The sequence below is a fragment of the Azospirillum brasilense genome, assembly GCF_003349955.1.
Taxonomy (GTDB): domain Bacteria; phylum Pseudomonadota; class Alphaproteobacteria; order Azospirillales; family Azospirillaceae; genus Azospirillum; species Azospirillum brasilense_B.
The window spans coordinates 32,037-52,420 of the sequence record NZ_QLKQ01000015.1 but is presented as its reverse complement, the minus strand read 5'-3'; the positions used below and the strand labels follow the sequence as shown (position 1 = coordinate 52,420).

The window sequence follows — 20,384 nt, the reverse complement described above, 5'->3', positions numbered from 1 at the left end:
GTCAGAAGCGGTCGCGCAGATCCGGCAGCGGAACGATGCGGACCCCCTTGGCCTCAAGGGTGCGGCGCAGGTTGCCGGCCATGGCGACGGCGCTCGGCTCGTCGCCGTGGACGCAGACGGAATGGACGGTGCAGGGAATGCGCGTGCCGGTCACCGACAGGATCACGCCGTCCTCCAGCATGCGCAGGACGTTGGCCGCCGCCACGTCCGGGTCGTGGACCATCGCGCCGGGCTGGCCGCGCGGCACGAGGTTGCCATTGTCGTCGTAGGCGCGGTCGGCGAAGACCTCCTCCGCCGTCGGCAGGCCCAGCGTCCGCCCGGCCCGCGCCATTTCCGACCCGGCGGTGGCGAGATAGATCAGGTTGGGATCGACGCCCTTGATCGCCCGCCCGATCGCCAGAGCCAGCCCCTCGTCCACCGCCGCCATGTTGTTCAGCGCGCCGTGCGCCTTCACATGGGTGACCGACCCGCCGGCAGCGGCGGCGACGCCCATCAGCGCGCCGATCTGATAGGCGACCATCGCCTCGACCTCCGCCGCCGACATGCGCAGCGGGCGGCGCCCGAAGCCTTGGAGATCGGGGTAGGAGGGGTGGGCGCCCAGGCTGACGCCCTTCGCCACCGCGTTCCGGACGGTCCGCGTCATCACCAGCGGGTCGCCCGCATGGAAGCCGCAGGCGATGTTGGCGGAGGCGACGATGCCGAGCATGGAGTCGTCGTCGCCGATGTCGTAGGCGCCGAAGCCCTCGCCCAGGTCGGCGTTCAGATTCACGGTGATGGTCATGGTGCCCTCCCGCACATCTCTTCCCGGTTCAGGATGTCGCCGTTGCCGTTGACGATGTCGACGACCCCGGACACGAGGTTTTCCGCGTAAAGCGCGTCCAGATCGACGCCGCCCGCCGGACGCACCGGGCGGATGGCGCGGACCCAGGCGGCGATGGTCTGTTCCTGGCGCCGCCGGATCGCCTCCGCCTCCTCCACCGTGACGGCGCGGAAGCTGAGGGCGCCGCCGGGGCTCAGCCGGCCGACGCGGGGCAGATCGGCGGAGATCACCGTGGCGATCTTGGCGTAGCCGCCCGCCGTCTGGTGGTCGTTCAGCAGAAGGATCGGCTGGCCGTTGCCCGGCACCTGGATGGAGCCGGTGACCAGCCCGTCCGACGGAATGTCGGCCGAGCCGGTGTGGGCGAGCGTCGGCCCGTCGAGCCGCAGGCCCATGCGGTCGGCGTCCTTGCCGACGCGGTAGCTGGCCGACAGGAAGGTCTCCAGCGCCTCCGCGGTGAAGCGGTCCTCCTGCGGACCGAGCACCACCCGCACCGGCCCGCCGCCATAATCGGGCGGTTCCGGCAGTTCCACATCGGTGCCCGGCGGGGCGTCGTTGCGGTTGAGCGGCAGGCGCGCCCCGTCGCCCAGCGGCTTGCCGCCGAGCGGCCCGATGCCGGCGCGGACGTAGGTGGACAGGCTGCCCAGGAAGGGCTCCAGCGCGAAGCCGCCGGCGACCGCCAGATAGGCCACCGCCGCCCCGCTGACGGCGCCCAGCTTCAGCACGTCGCCGGGCGCCAGCGTGTGGCTGCGGTGGGGTTCCAGCGGCTGCGGCGATTGCCCCTCGCGCTCCAGGCTCAGCGCCATCGGGCCGACGACGGCGATCCGGACGCCGTCGGCCTCCACCTTCAGGGCGGGGCCAAGCAGGGCGATTTCCACTCCCGCCGTGCCCTCGGGGTTGCCGACGAGCGCGTTGGCGAGGCGCAGGGCGATCGGGTCCAGCGCGCCGGCCACCGGCATGCCGAGTTCCTGATGGCCGAAGCGGCCGAGGTCCTGGATGGTGGCGAACAGCCCCGGCCGGACGATGGTGAGGCAGGGGGCAGGGGAGGGCGCGCTCATGGCTCGGCCCTCAGCGTGTCGGGATCGAAGCGACCCGCCGCGGCCTCGCGGGACAGCGCGTCGAAGCGGTCGCGGTCCACCGCCTCGAACCGCACCCGGTCGCCGGCGGCGAGCAGGACCGGCGAGGGGCGGGCGCCGTCGTAAAGCGGCACCGGGCAGCGCCCGATCAGGTGCCAGCCGCCGGGGCTCTCCCAGGGATAGACGGTGGTCAGCCGCCCGGCGGTGGCGACGGAACCCGCCGGCACACGGACGCGCGGCTCGCTCCGGCGCGGCTTTTCCAGGTCCGCCGGCAGGTCGCCCATGTAGGCGAAGCCCGGCATGAAGCCCAGCATGTAGACGAAATACTCGGTCGATCCGTGGAGGTCGATCAGCCGCTCCGCCGACAGGCCGAGCGACGCGGACAGCTCCGCGAGGTCCGGCCCCAACTCCGCGTCGTAGCAGACGGGCAGCCGCCACAGCGTGCCGTCGGCCGGCGCGTCCCCGGCGTGGGCCAGTTCCGCCTCCACGGCAGCCTGAACCTCGTGGCGGCTGGTCACCGCCGGGTCGTAGACGACCTGGAGCGAGCGGAAGGTCGGCACCGTCTCCACCAGACCCGGCGGGGCGGCGGCCTTCAGGCGGGCGTGCAGGGCCATGACGCGGGCGTTGGTCGGGCGGTCGATGCCCTCGCCGAACTCCACGTTGAAGGCCGTGTCGCCCGCCGTTGTGAAACGGACGTCCATGATGCCGCTCCTCAGCCGATCATCAGCGAGGGCAGCCACGTCACCATGCCCGGGAAGATCCAGAGCAGCGCCACCATCAGGATCATCAGCATGAAGAAGGGCAGGCTGGCCTTGCCGATCGTGAAGATGCTCTTGCCCGTCATCGATTGCAGGACGAACAGGTTGAAGCCCACCGGCGGCGTGATCTGGGCCATCTCCACCACGATGATGATGTAGATGCCGAACCACAGCAGGTCGATCCCGGCGTTCTGCACCATCGGCAGGATGACCGAGGTGGTCAGCACCACCATCGAGATGCCGTCGAGGAAGCAGCCCATGACGATGAAGAACAGCGTCAGCACGACCAGCAGCGATGCGGTGGAGAGCTGCATGGAGGTGATCCATTCCGCCAACAGGCGCGGAATGCCGGTGTAGCCCATGGCGACGGTCAGGAAAGCCGCCCCCGCCAGGATGAAGCCGATCATGCAGGAGGTGTGGGCCGCGCCCATCACGCTGTCGCGGAAGGTTGCCCAGCTCATCGTGCCGGTGACCATCGCCAGCAGCAACGATCCCAGAACGCCGATGCCCGCGGCCTCCGTCGGCGTGGCGATGCCCGCGTAGATGGAGCCGAGCACGCCGGCGATCAGCAGCATGACGGGGATCAGCGACCCGGTGTCGCGGATCTTCTCCATGAAGCTCTGGCGCGCCTCGCGCGGCGGCACGCGGTCGGGATTGAGCAGGGACCAGCCGCCCACATAGAGCATGAACAAGCCGGTCAGCACGATGCCTGGAATGACGCCGGCGATGAACAGCCGGGCGATCGACACGTCCGCCGCCACGCCGTAGACGATCATGATGATCGAGGGCGGAATCAGCAGGCCCAGCGTGCCGGCGCCGGCCAGCGAGCCGACGATCATCATCGGGTCGTAGCCGCGACGGGTCAGTTCCGGAATGGTCATCCGCCCGATGGTCGCGGCGGTCGCGGCGGAGGAGCCGGAGACGGCGGCGAAGATCGTGCAGCCGACGATGTTGACGTGCATCAGCCGTCCGGGCAGCCAGCCCGTCCAGGGCGCCAGCCCCTTGAACATGTCCGACGAGATTCGCGTTCGGAACAGGATCTCGCCCATCCAGATGAACAGGGGCAGGGCGGTCAGGGTCCAGCTCGTGCTGGCGCCCCAGATGTTGGTCGCCATGACCATGCCGACGGGGCGGGTGGTGAACAGCGCCATGGCGACGAAGCCGACGCCGGCCAGCGCCAGCGCCACCCAGATGCCGGTCCCCAGCATCAGGAGCATCGTCACCACGACGACGATGGAAGCGGTCGTCTGGTCCATCGGTCAGCCCTCGCTCTGCATGCCGGCGCTTTGGTAGGACGCCTCGCGCCCCTGGATCACCGCCAGCAGGTCGTCCAGGAAGGCGACCACGAGGATCACCAGCCCGACGCCCATGGCGGCCTGCGGAATCCACAGCGGGATGGGCAGCACGCCCTGTCCCAGATCGCCGAAATCGTAGGAATCGTAGGTCATGCGCAGCCAGTACCACGCGAAGTAGCCGCTCAGCGCCGTGCCGAAGCCGAGACAGACCAGCTCCACGACGCGCCGGGGGCCACCGCGCAGCCGGTCCACCAGAACGCCGACGCGGATGTGCGCGCCGCGGCGCAGCGCCGGACCGAGCATCAGGAAGAAGGAGGCGGCCATGCAGTAGCCGGCCAGCTCGTCGGCTCCCGGCACCATGCGGTTGGCCAGCCGGGCGAAGACCTGGGACACGATCAGCACGGCGATCAGCACCAGGAACACCGCGCCCAGGATCTCGGCGGCGCGGTAAAGGAAGGTCAATGCGGTGCGCATGGCGCGACCACCTCCGGGTAGGGCGGGCGGGATTTTTTTTGGTGGTGGGCGTATTGCCCCCACCCCGGCCCTCCCCCGCTAACGCAGGGGAGGGAGTTTAAATCCCCTCCCCTGCGAAGCGGTGGAGGGTTAGGGTGGGGGCCAGCGTCGCCGCCGCTTACTTCCGGAAGGCCGAAATGATCGCCTCGCCGTCGGCGCCGGCGGCCTTGGTCCACTCGTCGGTCATCGTCTTGCCGATGGCGGCGAAGCCGTCCTTGATCGCCGGGGACGGGGTCAGCACCTTCATGCCGTTGCCGGACAGCGTCTGGTTCAGCTCCGCCGTCTTCTTCTCCCACTCGGTCCAGCCGGTGGCCTCGGCCTTGGCGGCGGCCTGCTCGACGGCCTTCTTCGTGGCGTCGTCCAGGCCCTTCCAGACCTCGGTGCTGACAAACACCATGTTGCGCGGCAGCCAGGCCTGCACGTCGTAATAGACGTTCACGAAGTCCCACGCCTTGGTGTCGACGCCGGTGGCGGCGGAGGTCATCATCGCGGTGACGATGCCGGTGCCGAAGGCCTGCGACACCTCGGCGGCCTCGATCTTGGTCGGCACGGCGCCGGCCAGCTCGGCGATGCGGGTGGTCGCCGGGTTGTAGGCGCGGAACTTCTGCCCCTTCAGGTCCGCGACGGAGCTGATTTCCTGCTTCACGTAGAGGCCCTGCGGCGGCCACGGAATCGAGTAGAGAAGCTTCAGGCGCTGACGCTCCAGCTTCTTCTCCAGATAGGGCTTCGACACCTCGTAGAGCTTCTTCGAGGCGGCGAAGTCGGTCGCCAGGAAGGGCACGGAATCGAGGCCGTAGAGCGGGTCCTCGTTCGCCCAGGAGCTGATGAGCACCTCGCCGATCTGGGCCTGGCCCGACTGGACGGCGCGCTTGATCTCCGGATGCTTGACCAGCGAGCCGTTGGAATGAACGGTGATCTGGATCTTGCCGTTGGTCGCCGCCTTCACGTCCTCGGCGAACTGGCGCACCGTGATGGTGTGCAGGTTCGTGTCGGGGTAAGGGGTCGGCATGTCCCAGGTCTCGGCGAAGGCCGCGACCGGTGTGGCGCAGAGGCCGATTCCGAAGGCGGCGGCGGCAAGGCGGGTCCGCAGGGTGATCGCGGTCATGTGATGAAACTCCCTGTTCTTATCGGAAAAGTTGCGCGACCGAAGGGGGCACGCCCTCCAGCTCGGCGTTCAGCCGGTCGGTGACCAGCATGTGGCCGGGGCTGTGGGCGATGGCGAAGGGCAGGCGGGCGGCGGCGAGCGCCACCTGGGGGGTGACCCCGCAGGCCCAGAAGACGGGGACCTCGCCGGGGGCGAGCGGAACGGCGTCGCCGAACTCCGGCTGCGACAGGTCGCGGATGCCGAGCGCCGCCGGGTCGCCGATGTGCACCGGCGCGCCGTGGACGGCGGCGTAGCGCCCGGTCACCGCGGCGGCGCGTTCGGCCTGGGCGGGCGTCATCGGACGCATCGACACCACCATGCGGCCGGCGAAGGGCGGGACGGCCACGCAGTCCCGGTCGGTCACGTACATCGGCACGTTGCAGCCGCGCTCGATGTGGCGGACCGGCAGGCCGGCGGCGAGCAGCGCCTCCTCGAAGGAGAAGGAGCAGCCGATGGCGAAGGCGACCAGATCGTCGCGCCAGACCGACAGCAGGTCCTCCGGCTCCTCGGCCAGCCGGCCGTCGCGGTAGACGCGGTAGCGTGGGAAGTCGGTGCGCAGGTCGAGGTCCGCGCCAAGCTCCGCGAAGCGGTGATCACCCGGCGCCGACACGGCGAGCAGCGGGCAGGGCACCGGGTTGGCGCGGCAGAACCGCTCGAAGGCAGGGGCCACATCGGCGGGGACGATGGCGAGGTTTGCCTGCACATGGCCCGGCGCCAGCCCGGCGGTCGGCCCGCGATGCTCCCCCCGGCGGATCGCCAGCCGGGCCAGCAGGGCGGTGGACGCGGTATCGTGTGGAAACGGGGTGCTTGGGGTCACGGACTGCATGGCGGGCAAAACCTCGGTGACCGAACTGTTGTGTCCTAAGGGTTCACGCATCGGACCGATCCGTCAAATTTTCATTTTGGATCGTTTGCGATAAACGGCGTTTATCAGTGGGCGTCCCGTGCCGCTGCGCCCTCACGATCTCCAATGCCATGTCCGCCACGATGGGCACCAGCGGGTTGTCGCTGTCCACCGGGTGGCAGATGGTGAAGTCGAGGTCGGGCAGCGGGTCCTCCGCCGGGATCAGCCGCAGCAGCCCTTCGGCCAGTTCGCGCTCGATCACGGCGGGCGGGATGGCGCTGATGCCGATGCCGTCCAGGGTCATCCGCACGATGCTGGCAAGCGAGCTGTTGCCGTAGAAGCGCAGCGGCGGCAGGCCGGGCCGCTTGAACATCTGCTGGATGGCCACCGACGGCTTGGTCTGGCGGGAAAAGGTGATGACCGGGTAGCGCGCCAGATCGGCCAGCCCCAGCCGCCCGGCGGGCAGGTCGAGCGACGGGCTGGCCACCCAGGCCATGGGATAGCTGCTCAGCGCCTCGTTGCGCATGTCCGGCTCGGCCACCGGTCCCAGCATGAAGGCGATGTCGAGGTCGTGCGTCAGCAGCCCGTTGCGCAGGTGGATGGAGGTGTCGACCTCGATCTCCAGGCTGACCAGGGGAAAGCGGTTGTGCAGCCGCTCGATCAGGCGGCTGAGCCAGGTGTGGACGATGGTTTCCGCGACGCCGAGCCGGATCAGACCGCGCAGGGTCGTGGATTCGGCGACCGCGTGGACCAGCTCGGCCTGGAGCGTCAGCATCCGCTCGGCGTGGTCCAGCAGTTCCATGCCCTTCAGCGTCAGCGTGACCCGCCGCGTGCCGCGGTTGAACAGCTGGACGCCCAGCTCCTTTTCCAACTGGGCGATGCGGGCCGAGATGGCGGGCTGGGTGGTGTTCAGCCGCCCCGCCGCGGCGCGGAAGCCGCCCAAACGGGCGATCCACACGAAGGCTTCCAAATTCTTTAGGTCCAGCATCGCCGAATCGCTCCGCAGCCCATACCCGCTGTTACAGTCTGTTACCAAATGGCTGTAGGATGGACATTAACCTGCAAAGCCTCTCCTGCGATAATGGGCCGCATTGCCTTATGGCGGGATGGCGCGCTCCGGCCGGACCGGGCAGCCCCACCGGGAGTTCGATGTGACGAAACGCATAGCGCTGTTTGCGCTTCTGCTGGCCGCCCTGATGGGCGGCGGTTACTGGTACACGCACCGGGCGGGCGGGGCCGACGCGCAGACGGCCAAGGCCGCCGCCCCGGCCGGACCGCGCGCCCTCCCGGTGGTCATCCGCCCGGTCGAGCAGCGCGCGGTGCCGGAGCGGCTGGGCACCATCGGCTCGGTCCAGCCGCTGGCCGCCATCGCCATCAAGGCGCGCGTCGATTCGGTCGTCGAGACGGTTCATTTCACCGAAGGGCAGGAGGTGAAGGCGGGCGACCTGCTCTTCACCCTCGACTCCCGCGCGCTGGAGGCTCAGCTCCGTCAGGCCCAGGCCAATCTGGAGCGCGACCGCGCCAACCTCGACAAGGCGCGCGGCGACGTGAAGCGGTACGAGCAGCTCGTCCGCTCCAACACCGTGGCGCGCCAGCAGTACGACGCGGCGGTGGCCGCCGCCGACGCACTGGAGGCCACGGTGAAGGCCGGGCAGGCGGCCATCGAGGCGGCCAAGGTCTCGCTCAGCTTCACCCGCATCACCGCCCCCATGGACGGGCGCACCGGCGCGGTGAACGCCAAGGCGGGCACGATGGTCCGCGCGGCGGACGCCACCCCTCTGGTCACGCTGACCCAGCTCCGCCCGATCACCGTCGCCTTCAACGTGCCGGAGCGCCATCTGCCTGCCATCCGCGCGGCGATGGAGACGAGCACGCTGGCGGTCACCGCCGGCATTCCCGGCGCCGCCGTCCCACCCGCCGAGGGCGTCCTGAACTTTGTGGACAGCCAGGTCGACCAGCAGACCGGCACGATCCTGGTGAAGGGCCAGTTCGGCAACGCCGACACGCGGCTGTGGCCCGGCCAGTTCGTCGACGTGGTGCTGACCCTGCGGGTCGAGCCGCAGGCGCTGACCCTGCCGGAGGAGGCGGTGCAGACCGGCCAGCAGGGCCGTTTCGTCTATGTGGTCAAGCCCGACGACACGGTTGAGATCCGCAACGTCGCCGTGGCGCGCAGCCAGGAGGGCGTCGCCGTCATCGCCGACGGGCTCCAGGCCGGTGAGCGCGTGGTGGTCGACGGCCAGTCCCGCCTCTATCCCGGCGCCAAGGTCGCCGCCGCCAAGAATGGCGGCAAGGAGGGCGCCAACGGCAAGGCTCCGCTCTCCGGAGGCGCGTCATGACCCTCTCGGAGCTGTGCATCCGCCGTCCGGTGATGACCATCCTGCTGACGGCGGCGCTGGTTCTGGGAGGCCTTGCGGCCTACCGGCAACTGCCCGTCGCGGCGCTGCCGCGGGTGGATTTCCCGGTCATCAACGTCTCCGCCACGCTGCCCGGCGCCAGCCCGGAAACCATGGCGGCCTCGGTCGCCAGCCCGCTGGAGCGTGAGTTCTCGACCATCGCCGGCATCGACACGATCACCTCGACGTCGAGCCTCGGCAACACCTCGATCACCATCCAGTTCGTCCTGGAGCGCGACATCGACGCCGCCGCCCAGGACGTGCAGGCGGCCATCGCCCGCACCCAGCGCCGCCTGCCGGCGGAGATGACCACCGCCCCCAGCTACCGCAAGGTGAACCCGGCCGACCAGCCGGTGCTGATGCTGGCCCTGTCGTCGCCGACGCTGACCCTGTCGGCGCTCAACGATTTCGCGGAGACCGCGGTCCAGCCCAAGGTCGCCACCCTGCCGGGCGTCGCCCAGGTGCAGATCTACGGCGCGCAGAAATACGCCGTGCGCGTCCAGGTGGACCCCAACGCGCTGGCCGTGCGCGGAATCGGCATCGACGAGCTTCAGCGGTCGCTGGCCGCCGCCAACGCCAACACCCCGGTCGGCACGCTGTCCGGCGCCAAGCAGCAGCTCGTGCTGGCCGCCAACCCGCAGCTTCCCGACGCCGAGGCCTTCCGCGGCCTGATCGTCGCCTACCGCAACGGCGCCCCGGTCCGTCTGGGCGACGTGGCGACCGTGCTGGACAGCGTCGAGAACGCCCGAACGGCTAGCTGGCACAACGGCACCCGCGCCATCGTCATGGCGGTGCAGCGCCAGCCCGACGCCAACACGGTGGACGTGGTCGACCGGGTGCGCAACCTGCTGCCCAGCTTCCGCGCTCAGCTTCCGCCCAGCGCGAAGGTCGAGGTGGTGAACGACCGCTCCACCTCGATCCGCGAGGCGGTGGAGGACGTGCAGTTCACGCTGGGCCTGACCATCGCGCTCGTCGTTCTGGTCATTTTCCTGTTCCTGCGCCGCCTGACCGCGACGATGATCCCGGCGCTGACCGTTCCGATCTCGCTGATTGCGACGGCGGGCGGGATGCATCTGATGGGCTTTTCCATCGACAACATCTCGCTGATGGCGCTGACGCTGGCGGTCGGCCTCGTCGTCGACGACGCCATCGTGATGATGGAGAACATTGTCCGCTACGTCGAAGAGGGGATGCAGCCCTTCGAGGCGGCCCTCAAGGGCTCGCGGGAGATCGGCTTCACCATCATCTCCATCACCCTGTCGCTGGTGGCGGTGTTCATCCCGATCCTGCTGATGGGCGGGGTGGTCGGGCGCGTCTTCCACGAGTTCGCGCTGGTGGTGACCATGGCGATCAGCGCCTCGGCCTTCGTGGCGCTGACGCTGACGCCGATGATGTGCGCCCGCATGCTGACCCACGAACCGCATGGCGCCAAGGAGGGCTGGTTCGGCCGCGTCCTGGAGGGCGGATTCAGCGCGCTGCACCGCGGCTACGCCGTGACCCTGCGGATGGCGCTGAGGCACCGCCCGGTGATGGGGCTGGTCATGATCGCGACGGTGGTCGGCTCCGCCCTGCTGTTCCAGGCGATTCCCAAGGGCTTCTTCCCGACCGAGGACATCGGCCAGATCTCCGTCTCGACGGAGGCCGCGCCCGACATCTCCTTCCCGGCGATGGCCGAACGGCAGCAGGAGGTGGCGCGGATCATCCAGGCCCATCCGGCGGTGGCGGACATGACCTCGTCGGTCGCCATCGGCGGCAATTCGGTCAACACCGGCCGCATGTTCGTCGTGCTGAAGCCGCGCGCCGAACGCCCGCCGGCCGGCGAGGTGATCCAGCAGCTCCGACGCCAGCTCGCCGGCATCCCCGGCATGGCGGTCTACATGCAGCCGGTGCAGAATCTCCGCATCGGCGGCCGTTCCTCCAAGAACGAGTTCCAGTACACGATCCAGGGCCTGAACACGGAGGAGCTGTACGCCTGGTCCGCAAGGCTGGAGCGTGCGATGCACGACATCCCGATCCTGCAGGACGTGACCAGCGATCTTCAGCTCAACAGCCCGCAGGCCTATGTGCATGTGGACCGCGAGAAGGCGGCGACGCTGGGGATCGGCGTCGATCAGGTGCGCTCCACCCTCTACAGCGCCTTCGGCCAGCGGCAGGTCTCGACGATCTACACGCCGACCAACGACTATCAGGTGCTGATCGAGCTGGCGCCGAAGTACCAGCAGGACGACAACGCGCTGTCGCGAATCTATGTGCGCTCCGGCTCCGGAAAGCTGGTGCCGCTGGACGCCTTCGCCAGCGTGCAGCGCACCGCCGGTCCGCTGACGGTCAATCACCAGGGCCAGTTGCCCGCCGTGACCCTGTCCTTCAACGTGGCGCCCGGCCATTCGCTGGGCGAGGCGGTGAACGCCGTCCGGCAGGCGGAGATGGAGATGGCCCTGCCGCCGGGCATAACCACCGGCTTCGCCGGCACCGCCCAGGTGTTCGAGGACGCGCAGAAGAGCCAGGGGCTGCTTCTGCTCGCCGCGGTGCTGGTGATCTACATCGTGCTTGGCGTGCTGTACGAGAGCTTCATCCACCCGCTGACCATCCTGTCCGGCCTGCCGTCCGCGGCCATCGGGGCGCTGGCGACGCTGATGGTGTTCGGGCAGGAGCTGAGCGTCATCGCGATCATCGGCATCCTGATGCTGATCGGCATCGTGAAGAAGAACGCGATCATGATGATCGACTTCGCCATCGACGCGCAGCGCAACCAGGGCATGACCGCGCGCGAGGCGATCGAGCAGGCCTGCCTGCTGCGCTTCCGCCCGATCATGATGACGACCATGGCGGCGATCATGGGCACCCTGCCCATCGCCGTCGCCCACGGCGCCGCCGCGGAGCTTCGCCAGCCGCTCGGCCTTGCGGTGGTCGGCGGCCTGTGCGTGTCGCAGATTCTGACGCTCTACATCACGCCGGTGCTGTTCCTTTACATGGAGGACGCCGGCAACGCCGTCTCCCGTCTGTGGAAGCGCCGTCACGGCGCCGCCACGGAAGCGCCGCAGCCGGTGCCGGGCGCGGAGTGATATCTCCACATGGTTGTTTTCCCTCTCCCCTCCGGGGAGAGGGTTAGGGTGAGGGGGTTGCGCGTGGCGGATCGTCCGGCACAAGCGCAACCCCCTCACCGGCTCTCAGCGGATGCCAGAGGCATCCGCCTGCCGCCGTCAGCGCTGGCTTTCAGCCAGCGCGAGAGGCCCTTCGGGCCACCCTCTCCCCAGAGGGGAGAGGGTTTTTGACAGCGCCGGCCAGCCGCTTTACCAGCTCGCGGCTGTGGCTGGGCAGGGCGTCCAGCCGGCGGACGCAGACGACCAGCGAGCGGACCGCCCAAGGGTCGGTCAGGCGCACCGCGCGGATTTTCGTGAAGCGGCGGCAGCGCTTCGCCGAGGCTTCCGGAACGATGCCGAGCCCCACCCCCTGCTCGACCATCCGGCAGATCCCGTCGAAGCCACGCACCCGCACGCGCAGCTTCAGCGGGCGGCCGGCGCGGATGGCGTGCTCGTTGATGTGCTGCTGAAGGGCGTTGCGCGCCGCCAGCCCGACGAAATCCTCCTCCAGAATCTCGCGCAAGGCGACGCTGCGGCGGTTGGCCAGCGGATGGCCGTGCGGCGTGACCAGCACCATGCGGTCGGTGCGGAAGGGAAACACCTCCAGCCCCGACAGGTCGGCGTGATCGGACACCACCCCGGCGTCGGCCAGACCCTCCGCCACCGCCCGCACGATCTCATGGCTGGGCCTTTCCTCCAGGTCGATGTCGATGTTGGGGTGGGCGGCGAGGAAGGGCGCCAGGGCCTCGGGCAGGAATTCGGCCAGGGCGGCGGTGTTGGACAGCAGCCGGACATGCCCTTTCAGCCCCTTGGCGTAATCGCCCAACTCGCCGCGCATCCGCTCCACCTGCTGGAGGAGGAGACGGGCGTGGTGGACCAGCGCCTCGCCCGCCGGGGTCGGGCGGACGCCGCGCCGCCCGCGCTCCAGCAGCGGCACGCCGAGCGTCTCCTCCATCCCGCGGATGCGCGCGCTCGCCGAGGCGAGGGCGAGGTGCGTGCGCTCCGCGCCGTGGGTGATGCTCTCCGCCTCCGCCACGTTCAGGAACAGCCGCAGGTCGGTCAGGTCGAAGCGCATGGGGCGGGTCTCCGGCGGAGGCTCAGCCTTCGTTTGAGCCGAAGGCTGGCTGTGTGACATCCACATTGCCGGAAGCCGTGGGCGGGCTTCAAGTGGTGGCATGACCGACCTTCCCATCCTCATCATCGCCGCCATGGCCCTGACCTTCCTGCTCGCCGGGTTCGTCAAGGGCATGATCGGCCTGGGCCTGCCGACCGTCGCCATGGGTCTGCTCGGCCTCGTCATGCCGCCCGCCGAGGCGGCGGTGATCCTGATCGTGCCTTCGCTGGTGACGAATCTCTGGCAGTTGGCCTTCGGCCCCGGCCTGGGCGCCACCATCGAGCGGTTCTGGCCGATGATGCTGGGGATCACGCTGGGCACCTGGGCCGGGGCGGGGCTGCTGGCCGGCGCCTCGTCGGGGCAGGCCGCGGCGGCTCTGGGCGGGGCCTTGGCGGTCTACGCCTTGGCCGGGCTGGTGAAGCTGCCGCTGCGGGTGCCGCCCGCGGCGGAATCCTGGCTGTCGCCGCTGGTCGGCGTGGCGACCGGCGTGGTGACGGCGGCCACCGGCGTCTTCGTCATCCCCGCCGTGCCCTACCTCCAGGCGCTGGAGCTGGAGCGCGACCGGCTGATCCAGGCGCTCGGCCTGTCCTTCACGGTGTCCACGCTGGCTCTGGCGGCCGGGCTGGCGCAACACGGGCTGTTCGAGGGCACGCTGGCCTGGGGATCACTGGCCTCGCTGCTGCCGGCTCTGGCCGGGATGGCGCTCGGCCAGAGCCTCCGCCGGCGGGTGCGGGCGGAGGCGTTCCGGCGCTGCTTCTTCCTCGGCCTGCTGGCGCTCGGGCTGTTCCTGATGCTGGAGCATCTGGGGTGAAGAGCTACTCCGCGGCCGTGCCCTGTGCAGCCGTGCCGTGCGCCACCGCGTCCGGGTCCTTGTGGGCGAACCAGCGCTTGAAGCGCCGGGACAGCGCGTCGAGGTAGGTGAGGATCACCGGAACCACCAGCAGGGTGAGCAGGGTGGAGCTGATGAGGCCGCTGATCACCGCGTGGGCCATGGGCGCGCGCTGCTGCGCGCCCTCGCCGATGCCGAGCGCCAGCGGGATCATGCCGAAGATCATCGCCATGGTGGTCATGACGATGGGGCGCAGGCGGATGATGCCGGCCTCAACCACCGCGTCGCGCAGCTCCACCCCGCGGGCGCGGGCCTGGTTGGCGAAGTCGACCAGCAGGATCGCGTTCTTGGTCACCAGACCCATCAGCATGATGAAGCCGATGGCGCTGAAGATGTTCAGAGTGGAGCCGGCGACCAGAAGCCCCAGGAACACCCCGACCAGCGACAGCGGCAGCGACATCATGATGGCGATGGGCTGAAGGAAGCTGCCGAACTGGGAGGCCAGAATCAGGTAGATCAGGATCACCGCCAGCAGCAGCGCCTGGGTGGCGTAGCCCGTCGTCTCGGCGATGTCCTTGGTCGAGCCGCCGAAGACGATGCGGTAGCCGGGCGGCAGCTTGATCTCCGCGATGGCCGCCTGAAGCTCCTTGCCGGCGTCGCCGGCCGGACGGCCCTGGACGTTGGCCTGGACGTTGACCTCGCGCGACAGGTCGCGGCGGTTGATCTGCGACGCGCCGAGCGTCGTCTCGACCCGGCTGACCTGCGACAGCGGCACCATGCGCGGCGCCCCCTCGGCGTCGTTGGAGCCGGTCAGGTAGATGCGGTCGAGGTCGGCGCGGCCCACCCGGTCGCTTTCCGGCAGACGGACCAGCACGTCGTAGGTCTCGCCGTCCGGCGCCTTCCAGGTCGACACCTTGTCGCCGGCGAAGAGGGGACGCAGCGTGTTCGCCACCTGCGCCGTGCCGATGCCCAGATCGCTCGCCAGATCGCGCTCCAGCCGCACCGACAGGGTCGGCTTGGCCGCCTTCAGGCTGACGTCCACGTCGACGAAGCCGCGGATGCCGGCCATGGCGGCGGTGACCTGCTTGCCGATGCGGTCCAGCTCCGCGATGTCGCGGCCCTGGACGGACACCTGGATCTGCTTCTGCACGCCGCCGACGCCGGGAATGCCGATGCCGATCTGGACGCCGGGGATCGCCGACAGCCGGTCGCGCAGCGGCGGGGCCAGCGTGTTGGGTGTGCGGGTGCGCTGGTCGATCGGCTTCAGCCGGACATAGACGCTGCCCCGGTTCTTGCCGACCGACGCCCCCGTGTTGACCGTGGAGTAGGTGTAGGCGACCTCCGGGAACTCGCGGATCGCCGCCTCGACCTGCCGCAGCTTGGCCGCCGTGTAGTCGAGGGACGAGCCGACCGGCGTCTCCACATCGACGATGGACTCCCCGAGGTCGGCGGCGGGCACGAACTCCACGCCGATGCGCGGCACCAGGAAGAAGCTGCCGACGAAGATCCCGAGCGCCATCAGCAGGACGAGCCAGCGCCAGCGCAGCGCCCAGCGGAGCGTCCGGCCATAGACCCGCGCCAGCGCGTCGAAAGCGGCCTGGAAGCCCGCCGCGAAGCGCCCGAAGACGCCGCGCCCGTGCCGCCCATGGGCCGCCGGGTCGTACCACAGGCTGGACAGCATGGGGTCCAGCGTGAAGGACACGAACAGCGAGATCAGCACCGCCGCCGACACGGTGATACCGAATTGCAGGAAGAAGCGCCCGATGATGCCGCCCATGAAGGCCACGGGCAGGAACACCGCCACGATGGTCAGCGTGGTCGCCAGCACCGCCAGACCGATCTCCTTGGTCCCGTCCAGCGCCGCCTGCCGGTGCCCCTGGCCCTTGCCCAGGTGGCGCATGATGTTCTCGCGCACCACGATGGCGTCGTCGATCAGGATGCCGATGGCCAGCGACAGCGCCATCAGCGTCATCGTGTTCAGGGTGAAGCCGAAGGCCGCCAGCACGCCGAAGGTGCCCATCACCGCCACCGGCAGCGTCAGCGCCGTGATCACCGTGCTGCGCCAGGAGCCCAGGAAGACCATGACGATGGCGATGGTCAGCACGCCGCCCTCGACCAGCGTGCGCTGGACGTTGGTCAGCGAGTTGGTGATCCCGCGCGAGGTGTCGCGCACCACCTCCAGCGCGACGTCGGAGGGCAGGGAGCCGTCGCGGCGCAGCTCGTCCAGCGCCTTGTAGAGGCCGCGCGCCACCTCCACCGTGTTGGAACCCTGGATCTTCACCACATCGACGGCCAGCGCCGGCTGCCCGTTGAACAGGGCGACGGAGTCCTGCTCCTCCTGGCCGTCCAGCACCTCGGCGACCTGGCGCAGCCGCACCGGCTCGCCGCCGCGGCGCGCGACGATGATGTCGAGAAGCTCGCGCGGATTGATGACCCGGCCATCGACCTGGACGACGCGCTCCGCCCCGTTGCCCGAGACGGTGCCGGCGGGGATGTCCTGGTTCTCGTCGCGGATCGCCTTCAGGACCTGATCGACGCCGACGCCCAGCGCCTCCAGCCGTTCGGGGCGCAGCCGCACCTGGACCTGCCGCTTGACCCCGCCGGCGATGGTCGCCCGCCCGACGCCGCGCACGTTCTGCAGGCGCTTCAGCACGATCTGGTCGGCCATGGTGGTCAGGTCGCGCAAAGACCGGATGTCCGACTTCACCGCCAGGGACAGGATGGGCTGGTCGTCGGGGTTGAAGCGGGTGATCTGCGGGTCCTTCACCTCGTCCCGGAACTTGGGGCGCAGGGCCGACACCTTCTCGCGCACGTCCTGCAACGCCTGGGTGGAGGCGGTCTTCAGGTCGAACTCGGCGATCACCACCGACTGGCTCTCGTAGGAGCGGGAGGTCAGCGTCTTGATGCCGGCGATGGTGTTGACCGCGTCCTCGACGGGACGGGTGACGTCGGTCTCGACCGATTCCGGGCTGGCGCCGGGGTATTCGGTGGAGATGACGACGAGCGGGAAATCCACGTCGGGAAACTGGTCGACGCCCAGCCGGTTGTAGGAGAACAGGCCAAGCACCATCAGCGCCACCATCATCATGGTGGCGAAGACGGGGTTGTCGACGCTGATGCGGGTGATCGGCATGGCGCGGCGCGTTCCCTTAAGACCCCATGACCTTGACGGCCCGCCCGGCGGTCAGGCCGGGCAGGGGGGCGGTCACCGCCAGATCGCCGTCGGCCAGCCCGCGCACCTGCACGAGATCGCCGCGCGACCAGGCGCCCAGCACCTCGACCTTGCGGCGCTCCACCCGGTCGCCGGAGACGACCAGCACGAAGTCGCCGTCCTGGTCGTGGCGGACGGCGGCCGGGGGCAGGGCGAAGGCGCCCTCCACCTCGTCCACCACCGCGTCGCCCGCGGCGAACATGCCGCCGCGCAGCGAGCCGTCGGCGTTGTCGAGGACGATGTAGACGGGGATGGCGCGGGTGCCGGCGCGGGCCATCGGGTTGATGCGGGCGATCCGGCCGACGAAGTCGCGCTCGCCGAAGCCCTCCACGCGCAGCCGCACGGTCTGGCCGGGCTTCAGCCGGGGCACGTCGTCGGCGGGCACCGCCGCCTCGACCTCGACGCGGCTGAGATCGACGACGGAGAACATCTTGGCGTTGACCGCCAGCGTCTCGCCGGGGTTGACCGCCCGCTCGGCCAGCACGCCGTCGATCGGGCTTGTCACCACCGCGTCGCGCAGCGCCTTGCGGGCAAGGTCCACCTGGGCCTCCAGCGCCGCGACGGTGGCCTGCTGGAAGCGGAAGGTGCTCTGCGCCTGGTCCATGTTGGTTTCGGACACGATGTCCTTCTGCCGCAGCGCCAGATTCTTGGCGCGCGTCTTGTCCGCCAGGACGAGCTGCGCCTTGGCGCCTTCCAGATTGCTCAGCTTCTCGTCCAGCTTGGCCTGAAGCTCCACCGTGTCGAAGCGGGCCAGCACCTCGCCCCTCCGGACGGCCTGCCCCTCGCGCAGCGGCACCTCGACCAGCCGGGCGGCGACCTCCGACTTCACCATGGACTGCTCCATCGGCTTCACCGAGCCGCTGAGCCGCACCAGCTCGGTCAGGCGGCGCGGCGCCATGCGGGTCAGCTCGACGGGCGACAGCTCCACCGCCCGCTCCGCCGGGGGCAGGCCGGCCACCGCCGGGGAGACCGCGTCGTGGCTGCTCGTGGCCTTCCAGGCGACCCCGCCCGCGGCCACAGCCCCGACGATCAGCAGGGGCAGCAGCAGGCGGCGCCGCGGCTTGGCGGCGGGACCATCGGAACGGGCGGCGTCGATCATGGGGTGCGGTCCTTGGGTTCGGCCCTCAGCCCGTTGAGGACGAGGTCGAGATAGGCGTCGAGGTAGGATTCGGCGGAGGCCGCGGCGGGGTCCGGCTCGAACGGCCGCAGAGAGTGGTTCCACAGCGACAGCATGCTGAGCGGGGCGGCGATGACGCGGGCCATCTGCTCGACGTCGACCGGCCGGAACTCCCCGCGCTCGATGCCGCGGCGCAGGATGCGCGCGAAGAAGCGCCGCCCGCGCAGGACGACCTCCTCCATGTAGAAGCGGGCGAGGTCGGGGAAGTTCTGCGCCTCGGCGATGACCAGCTTCGACAGTCCGGCGTTGGGGCTCTGCTCCATCTCCCAGAAGCCACGGGCGAGGCCGCGCAGGAACTCCTCGCTGCTGCCGGTGAAGCCGTCCAGCAGATCCTCGCCCATCTGGAACTGCGGCAGGATGGACTGCCGGACGACCGCTTTGAACAGCCCTTCCTTGTTCTCGAAATAGAGGTAGGGCAGTCCGACGCTGACGCCGGCCCGGCGGGCGACATGCTCCAGCTTGGTTGCGGCAAATCCGCGCGAGATGAATAGGTCACGCGCCGCCTCGATCACCTCGGCGGGGCGGGCCTCCTTGCGCCGGGACCGCCGGGACGGGGGAAGGGGAGAGCTGTCGGGCATCGCTGAGCGTCTATAAATGAACGTTCATTCAATATGGAATGGACTCTGAAAAGTCAAGCGGTTGCCGGGGCTGCGGCGATTGGTCGTGCAAGTTAAGGGCGTGACAGGAATGGGTATCTCGCCTGCCCCGGCAAAGACCGCAACAGTGTCAAATGGGGCAGAAAAAGGGCGAATACGGATGAACAGCATTTGCCTGAAAACCATTCCAATGGGCTATGAAAAAGGGAAAGGCCGTGGAATCAGGACATTACACCCGCCTTGTTGCTTGACAGCCGACACCATTACATCGCAAAGAGAGGGTAACGCTTTCGATCTTTGTGCAACCAGCACGGACTCCTCCTCGTGGCTTATCGCGACTTCACCGCGGCCCGCGCCGCCGGTGCCGCCCTGATTCTCGCCCTCGGCTTGGCGGGTTGCGCCTCGAACGCTCCGGAAACGGCGGAGCTCGTCGTCAAGGCCCCGGAGGTGGCCGAAATCCCGATCGATCCGAAGGACCCGCTCGGCCGCTGGGTCCCCCACATGCGCGAGGCGTCGGAACGGTTCGACGTGCCGGAGAAGTGGATTCGCGCCGTGATGCTGCGCGAGAGCGGCGGACGCTCCGTCGTGAACGGCCGCACCATCACCAGCCACGCCGGCGCCATCGGGCTGATGCAGGTGATGCCCGGAACCTACGACATGATGCGCACGCAGTACGGGCTGGGGTCCGATCCGTCCGATCCGCGCGACAACATCCTGGCCGGCACCGCCTATCTGCGGGAAATGTACGATCTGTTCGGCGCGCCGGGCTTCCTCGCCGCCTACAATTGCGGCCCGGCCTGCTACGCCTCGCACCTCGCGGGCAAGCAGCGGCTGCCGCGCGAAACCCGGATGTACATCGCGGCGTTGACGCCGAACCTGCGCGGCGCCGCGCCGCGCGAGCCGTCGCAGGCGGCGGGCGCCAGCGCGATCGAGGTCGCCATCGTTCCGGCGAGCGCCCCCACGCCGCCGCCCGTGGCCGTCGCCGCCAAGCCCGCCGTCAAGCCGGCGGCTCCGGAACCGGTCGCCGTCGCCGCGGTGGTCCCGGAACCGGTGGCGCCGGTGCCGCAGACCCCGGCCACCCCGGCGCCGGTCGCCGTGGCCGCCCTGGAGCCCCGCCCGGCTCCGCTCGTGGTGGAACCCATGGGTCGCGGCGAGGCCCGCCCACCCGCGGAATTCGTCGCCGCCACCGACCGGGACGCGCCGTCCGCCACGGCGGCCCGCTCCGGACGGGCGCCGTCGCGGACGGTGGAGACCCTGGTCGCCGAGGCGATGCTGCCGCCGCACGCGGTCGGCAAGGGCGAGCGGGTGGTCATCCGCTTCGTGTCCCAGCGCAGCGGCGGCTGCGGCAGCCTGGAGGGCCGGGACCGCGTCTGCGTCGCCCTGGCCGGAGGGGAAGGCGCCGGCCTGTAACGGCCTCGCCCGCTCCCGTTTCACAAGCATCGGCAACAACCAGAGGCGGCGCCCACCGGACGGTCGGGCGCCGTCTTCGGTTTTCCACAATAGCCTCACACCCACATCCCCGAGCATATAGGTAATC

At 69.8% G+C, this 20,384-nt stretch carries 16 protein-coding genes; 4 read left to right on the top strand and 12 right to left on the bottom strand.

Annotated elements, in window-relative coordinates; all coding sequences use genetic code 11:
- Position 1: 1 nt before the first annotated feature.
- The 8 genes from DXK32_RS09215 to DXK32_RS09180 form a co-directional block, all read right to left on the bottom strand.
- Entirely contained in the window at positions 2 to 781 is a 780-nt protein-coding gene (locus DXK32_RS09215) for a LamB/YcsF family protein (protein WP_114858270.1), read from the bottom strand.
- Positions 778 to 1,875, bottom strand: a complete 1,098-nt coding sequence (locus tag DXK32_RS09210) for a biotin-dependent carboxyltransferase family protein (RefSeq protein WP_114858232.1) — start codon at positions 1,873 to 1,875, stop codon at positions 778 to 780. The genes DXK32_RS09215 and DXK32_RS09210 overlap by 4 nt, the downstream gene beginning before the upstream one ends.
- Positions 1,872 to 2,594 (bottom strand): 5-oxoprolinase subunit PxpB, encoded by a 723-nt coding sequence (gene pxpB, locus DXK32_RS09205; protein WP_114858231.1) that lies wholly within the window; start codon positions 2,592 to 2,594, stop codon positions 1,872 to 1,874. Before pxpB ends, DXK32_RS09210 begins: the two co-directional genes overlap by 4 nt.
- Positions 2,595 to 2,605: 11 nt before the next feature.
- A complete protein-coding gene (locus DXK32_RS09200; RefSeq protein WP_114858230.1) occupies positions 2,606 to 3,907 on the bottom strand; it encodes a TRAP transporter large permease in 1,302 nt (433 codons plus the stop codon).
- A gap of 3 nt (positions 3,908 to 3,910) precedes the next feature.
- Positions 3,911 to 4,420 carry a TRAP transporter small permease gene (locus DXK32_RS09195; RefSeq protein WP_114858229.1) on the bottom strand — a complete coding sequence of 170 codons (510 nt, stop codon included), beginning with the start codon at positions 4,418 to 4,420 and terminating at the stop codon, positions 3,911 to 3,913.
- A gap of 157 nt (positions 4,421 to 4,577) precedes the next feature.
- Positions 4,578 to 5,564 carry a TRAP transporter substrate-binding protein gene (locus DXK32_RS09190; RefSeq protein WP_114858228.1) on the bottom strand — a complete coding sequence of 329 codons (987 nt, stop codon included), beginning with the start codon at positions 5,562 to 5,564 and terminating at the stop codon, positions 4,578 to 4,580.
- A gap of 19 nt (positions 5,565 to 5,583) precedes the next feature.
- Positions 5,584 to 6,429, bottom strand: a complete 846-nt coding sequence (locus DXK32_RS09185) for a putative hydro-lyase (protein WP_114858227.1) — start codon at positions 6,427 to 6,429, stop codon at positions 5,584 to 5,586.
- 43 nt (positions 6,430 to 6,472) lie between these two features.
- Positions 6,473 to 7,435, bottom strand: a complete 963-nt coding sequence (locus tag DXK32_RS09180; protein ID WP_114858226.1) for a LysR family transcriptional regulator — start codon at positions 7,433 to 7,435, stop codon at positions 6,473 to 6,475.
- Positions 7,436 to 7,598: 163 nt separating this feature from the next.
- Between DXK32_RS09180 and DXK32_RS09175 the strand changes: the two genes are divergently transcribed.
- Complete coding sequence (locus DXK32_RS09175) at positions 7,599 to 8,783, top strand: efflux RND transporter periplasmic adaptor subunit (RefSeq protein ID WP_247877064.1); 1,185 nt, start codon at positions 7,599 to 7,601, stop codon at positions 8,781 to 8,783.
- On the top strand, positions 8,780 to 11,902 hold the full coding sequence (locus DXK32_RS09170; RefSeq protein ID WP_114858224.1) for an efflux RND transporter permease subunit: 3,123 nt from the start codon (positions 8,780 to 8,782) through the stop codon (positions 11,900 to 11,902). Before DXK32_RS09175 ends, DXK32_RS09170 begins: the two co-directional genes overlap by 4 nt.
- A 151-nt stretch (positions 11,903 to 12,053) precedes the next feature.
- Here the strand turns inward: DXK32_RS09170 and DXK32_RS09165 are convergent, their stop codons facing one another.
- Positions 12,054 to 12,995 carry a LysR substrate-binding domain-containing protein gene (locus DXK32_RS09165; protein WP_114858223.1) on the bottom strand — a complete coding sequence of 314 codons (942 nt, stop codon included), beginning with the start codon at positions 12,993 to 12,995 and terminating at the stop codon, positions 12,054 to 12,056.
- A 100-nt stretch (positions 12,996 to 13,095) separates the two neighbouring features.
- Between DXK32_RS09165 and DXK32_RS09160 the strand changes: the two genes are divergently transcribed.
- Positions 13,096 to 13,845, top strand: coding sequence for a sulfite exporter TauE/SafE family protein (locus DXK32_RS09160; RefSeq protein WP_114858222.1), 750 nt, complete (start codon positions 13,096 to 13,098; stop codon positions 13,843 to 13,845).
- Between the two features lie 4 nt (positions 13,846 to 13,849).
- On the opposite strand, the gene DXK32_RS09155 is transcribed toward DXK32_RS09160, so the two are convergent.
- From DXK32_RS09155 to DXK32_RS09145, 3 genes are read right to left on the bottom strand one after another with little or no spacing between them, the layout of a single operon-like run.
- Entirely contained in the window at positions 13,850 to 16,996 is a 3,147-nt protein-coding gene (locus DXK32_RS09155; RefSeq protein ID WP_114858221.1) for an efflux RND transporter permease subunit, read from the bottom strand.
- A 16-nt stretch (positions 16,997 to 17,012) separates the two neighbouring features.
- On the bottom strand, positions 17,013 to 18,173 hold the full coding sequence (locus tag DXK32_RS09150; protein ID WP_114858220.1) for an efflux RND transporter periplasmic adaptor subunit: 1,161 nt from the start codon (positions 18,171 to 18,173) through the stop codon (positions 17,013 to 17,015).
- Complete coding sequence (locus DXK32_RS09145; protein WP_114858219.1) at positions 18,170 to 18,829, bottom strand: TetR/AcrR family transcriptional regulator; 660 nt, start codon at positions 18,827 to 18,829, stop codon at positions 18,170 to 18,172. The genes DXK32_RS09150 and DXK32_RS09145 overlap by 4 nt, the downstream gene beginning before the upstream one ends.
- A 342-nt stretch (positions 18,830 to 19,171) precedes the next feature.
- On the opposite strand from DXK32_RS09145, the gene DXK32_RS09140 reads away from it, so the two are divergent.
- The gene (locus tag DXK32_RS09140) at positions 19,172 to 20,257 is read left to right on the top strand and encodes a lytic transglycosylase domain-containing protein (protein ID WP_114858269.1); all 1,086 of its coding nucleotides are present in this window, start codon (positions 19,172 to 19,174) and stop codon (positions 20,255 to 20,257) included.
- Positions 20,258 to 20,384 lie beyond the last annotated feature (127 nt).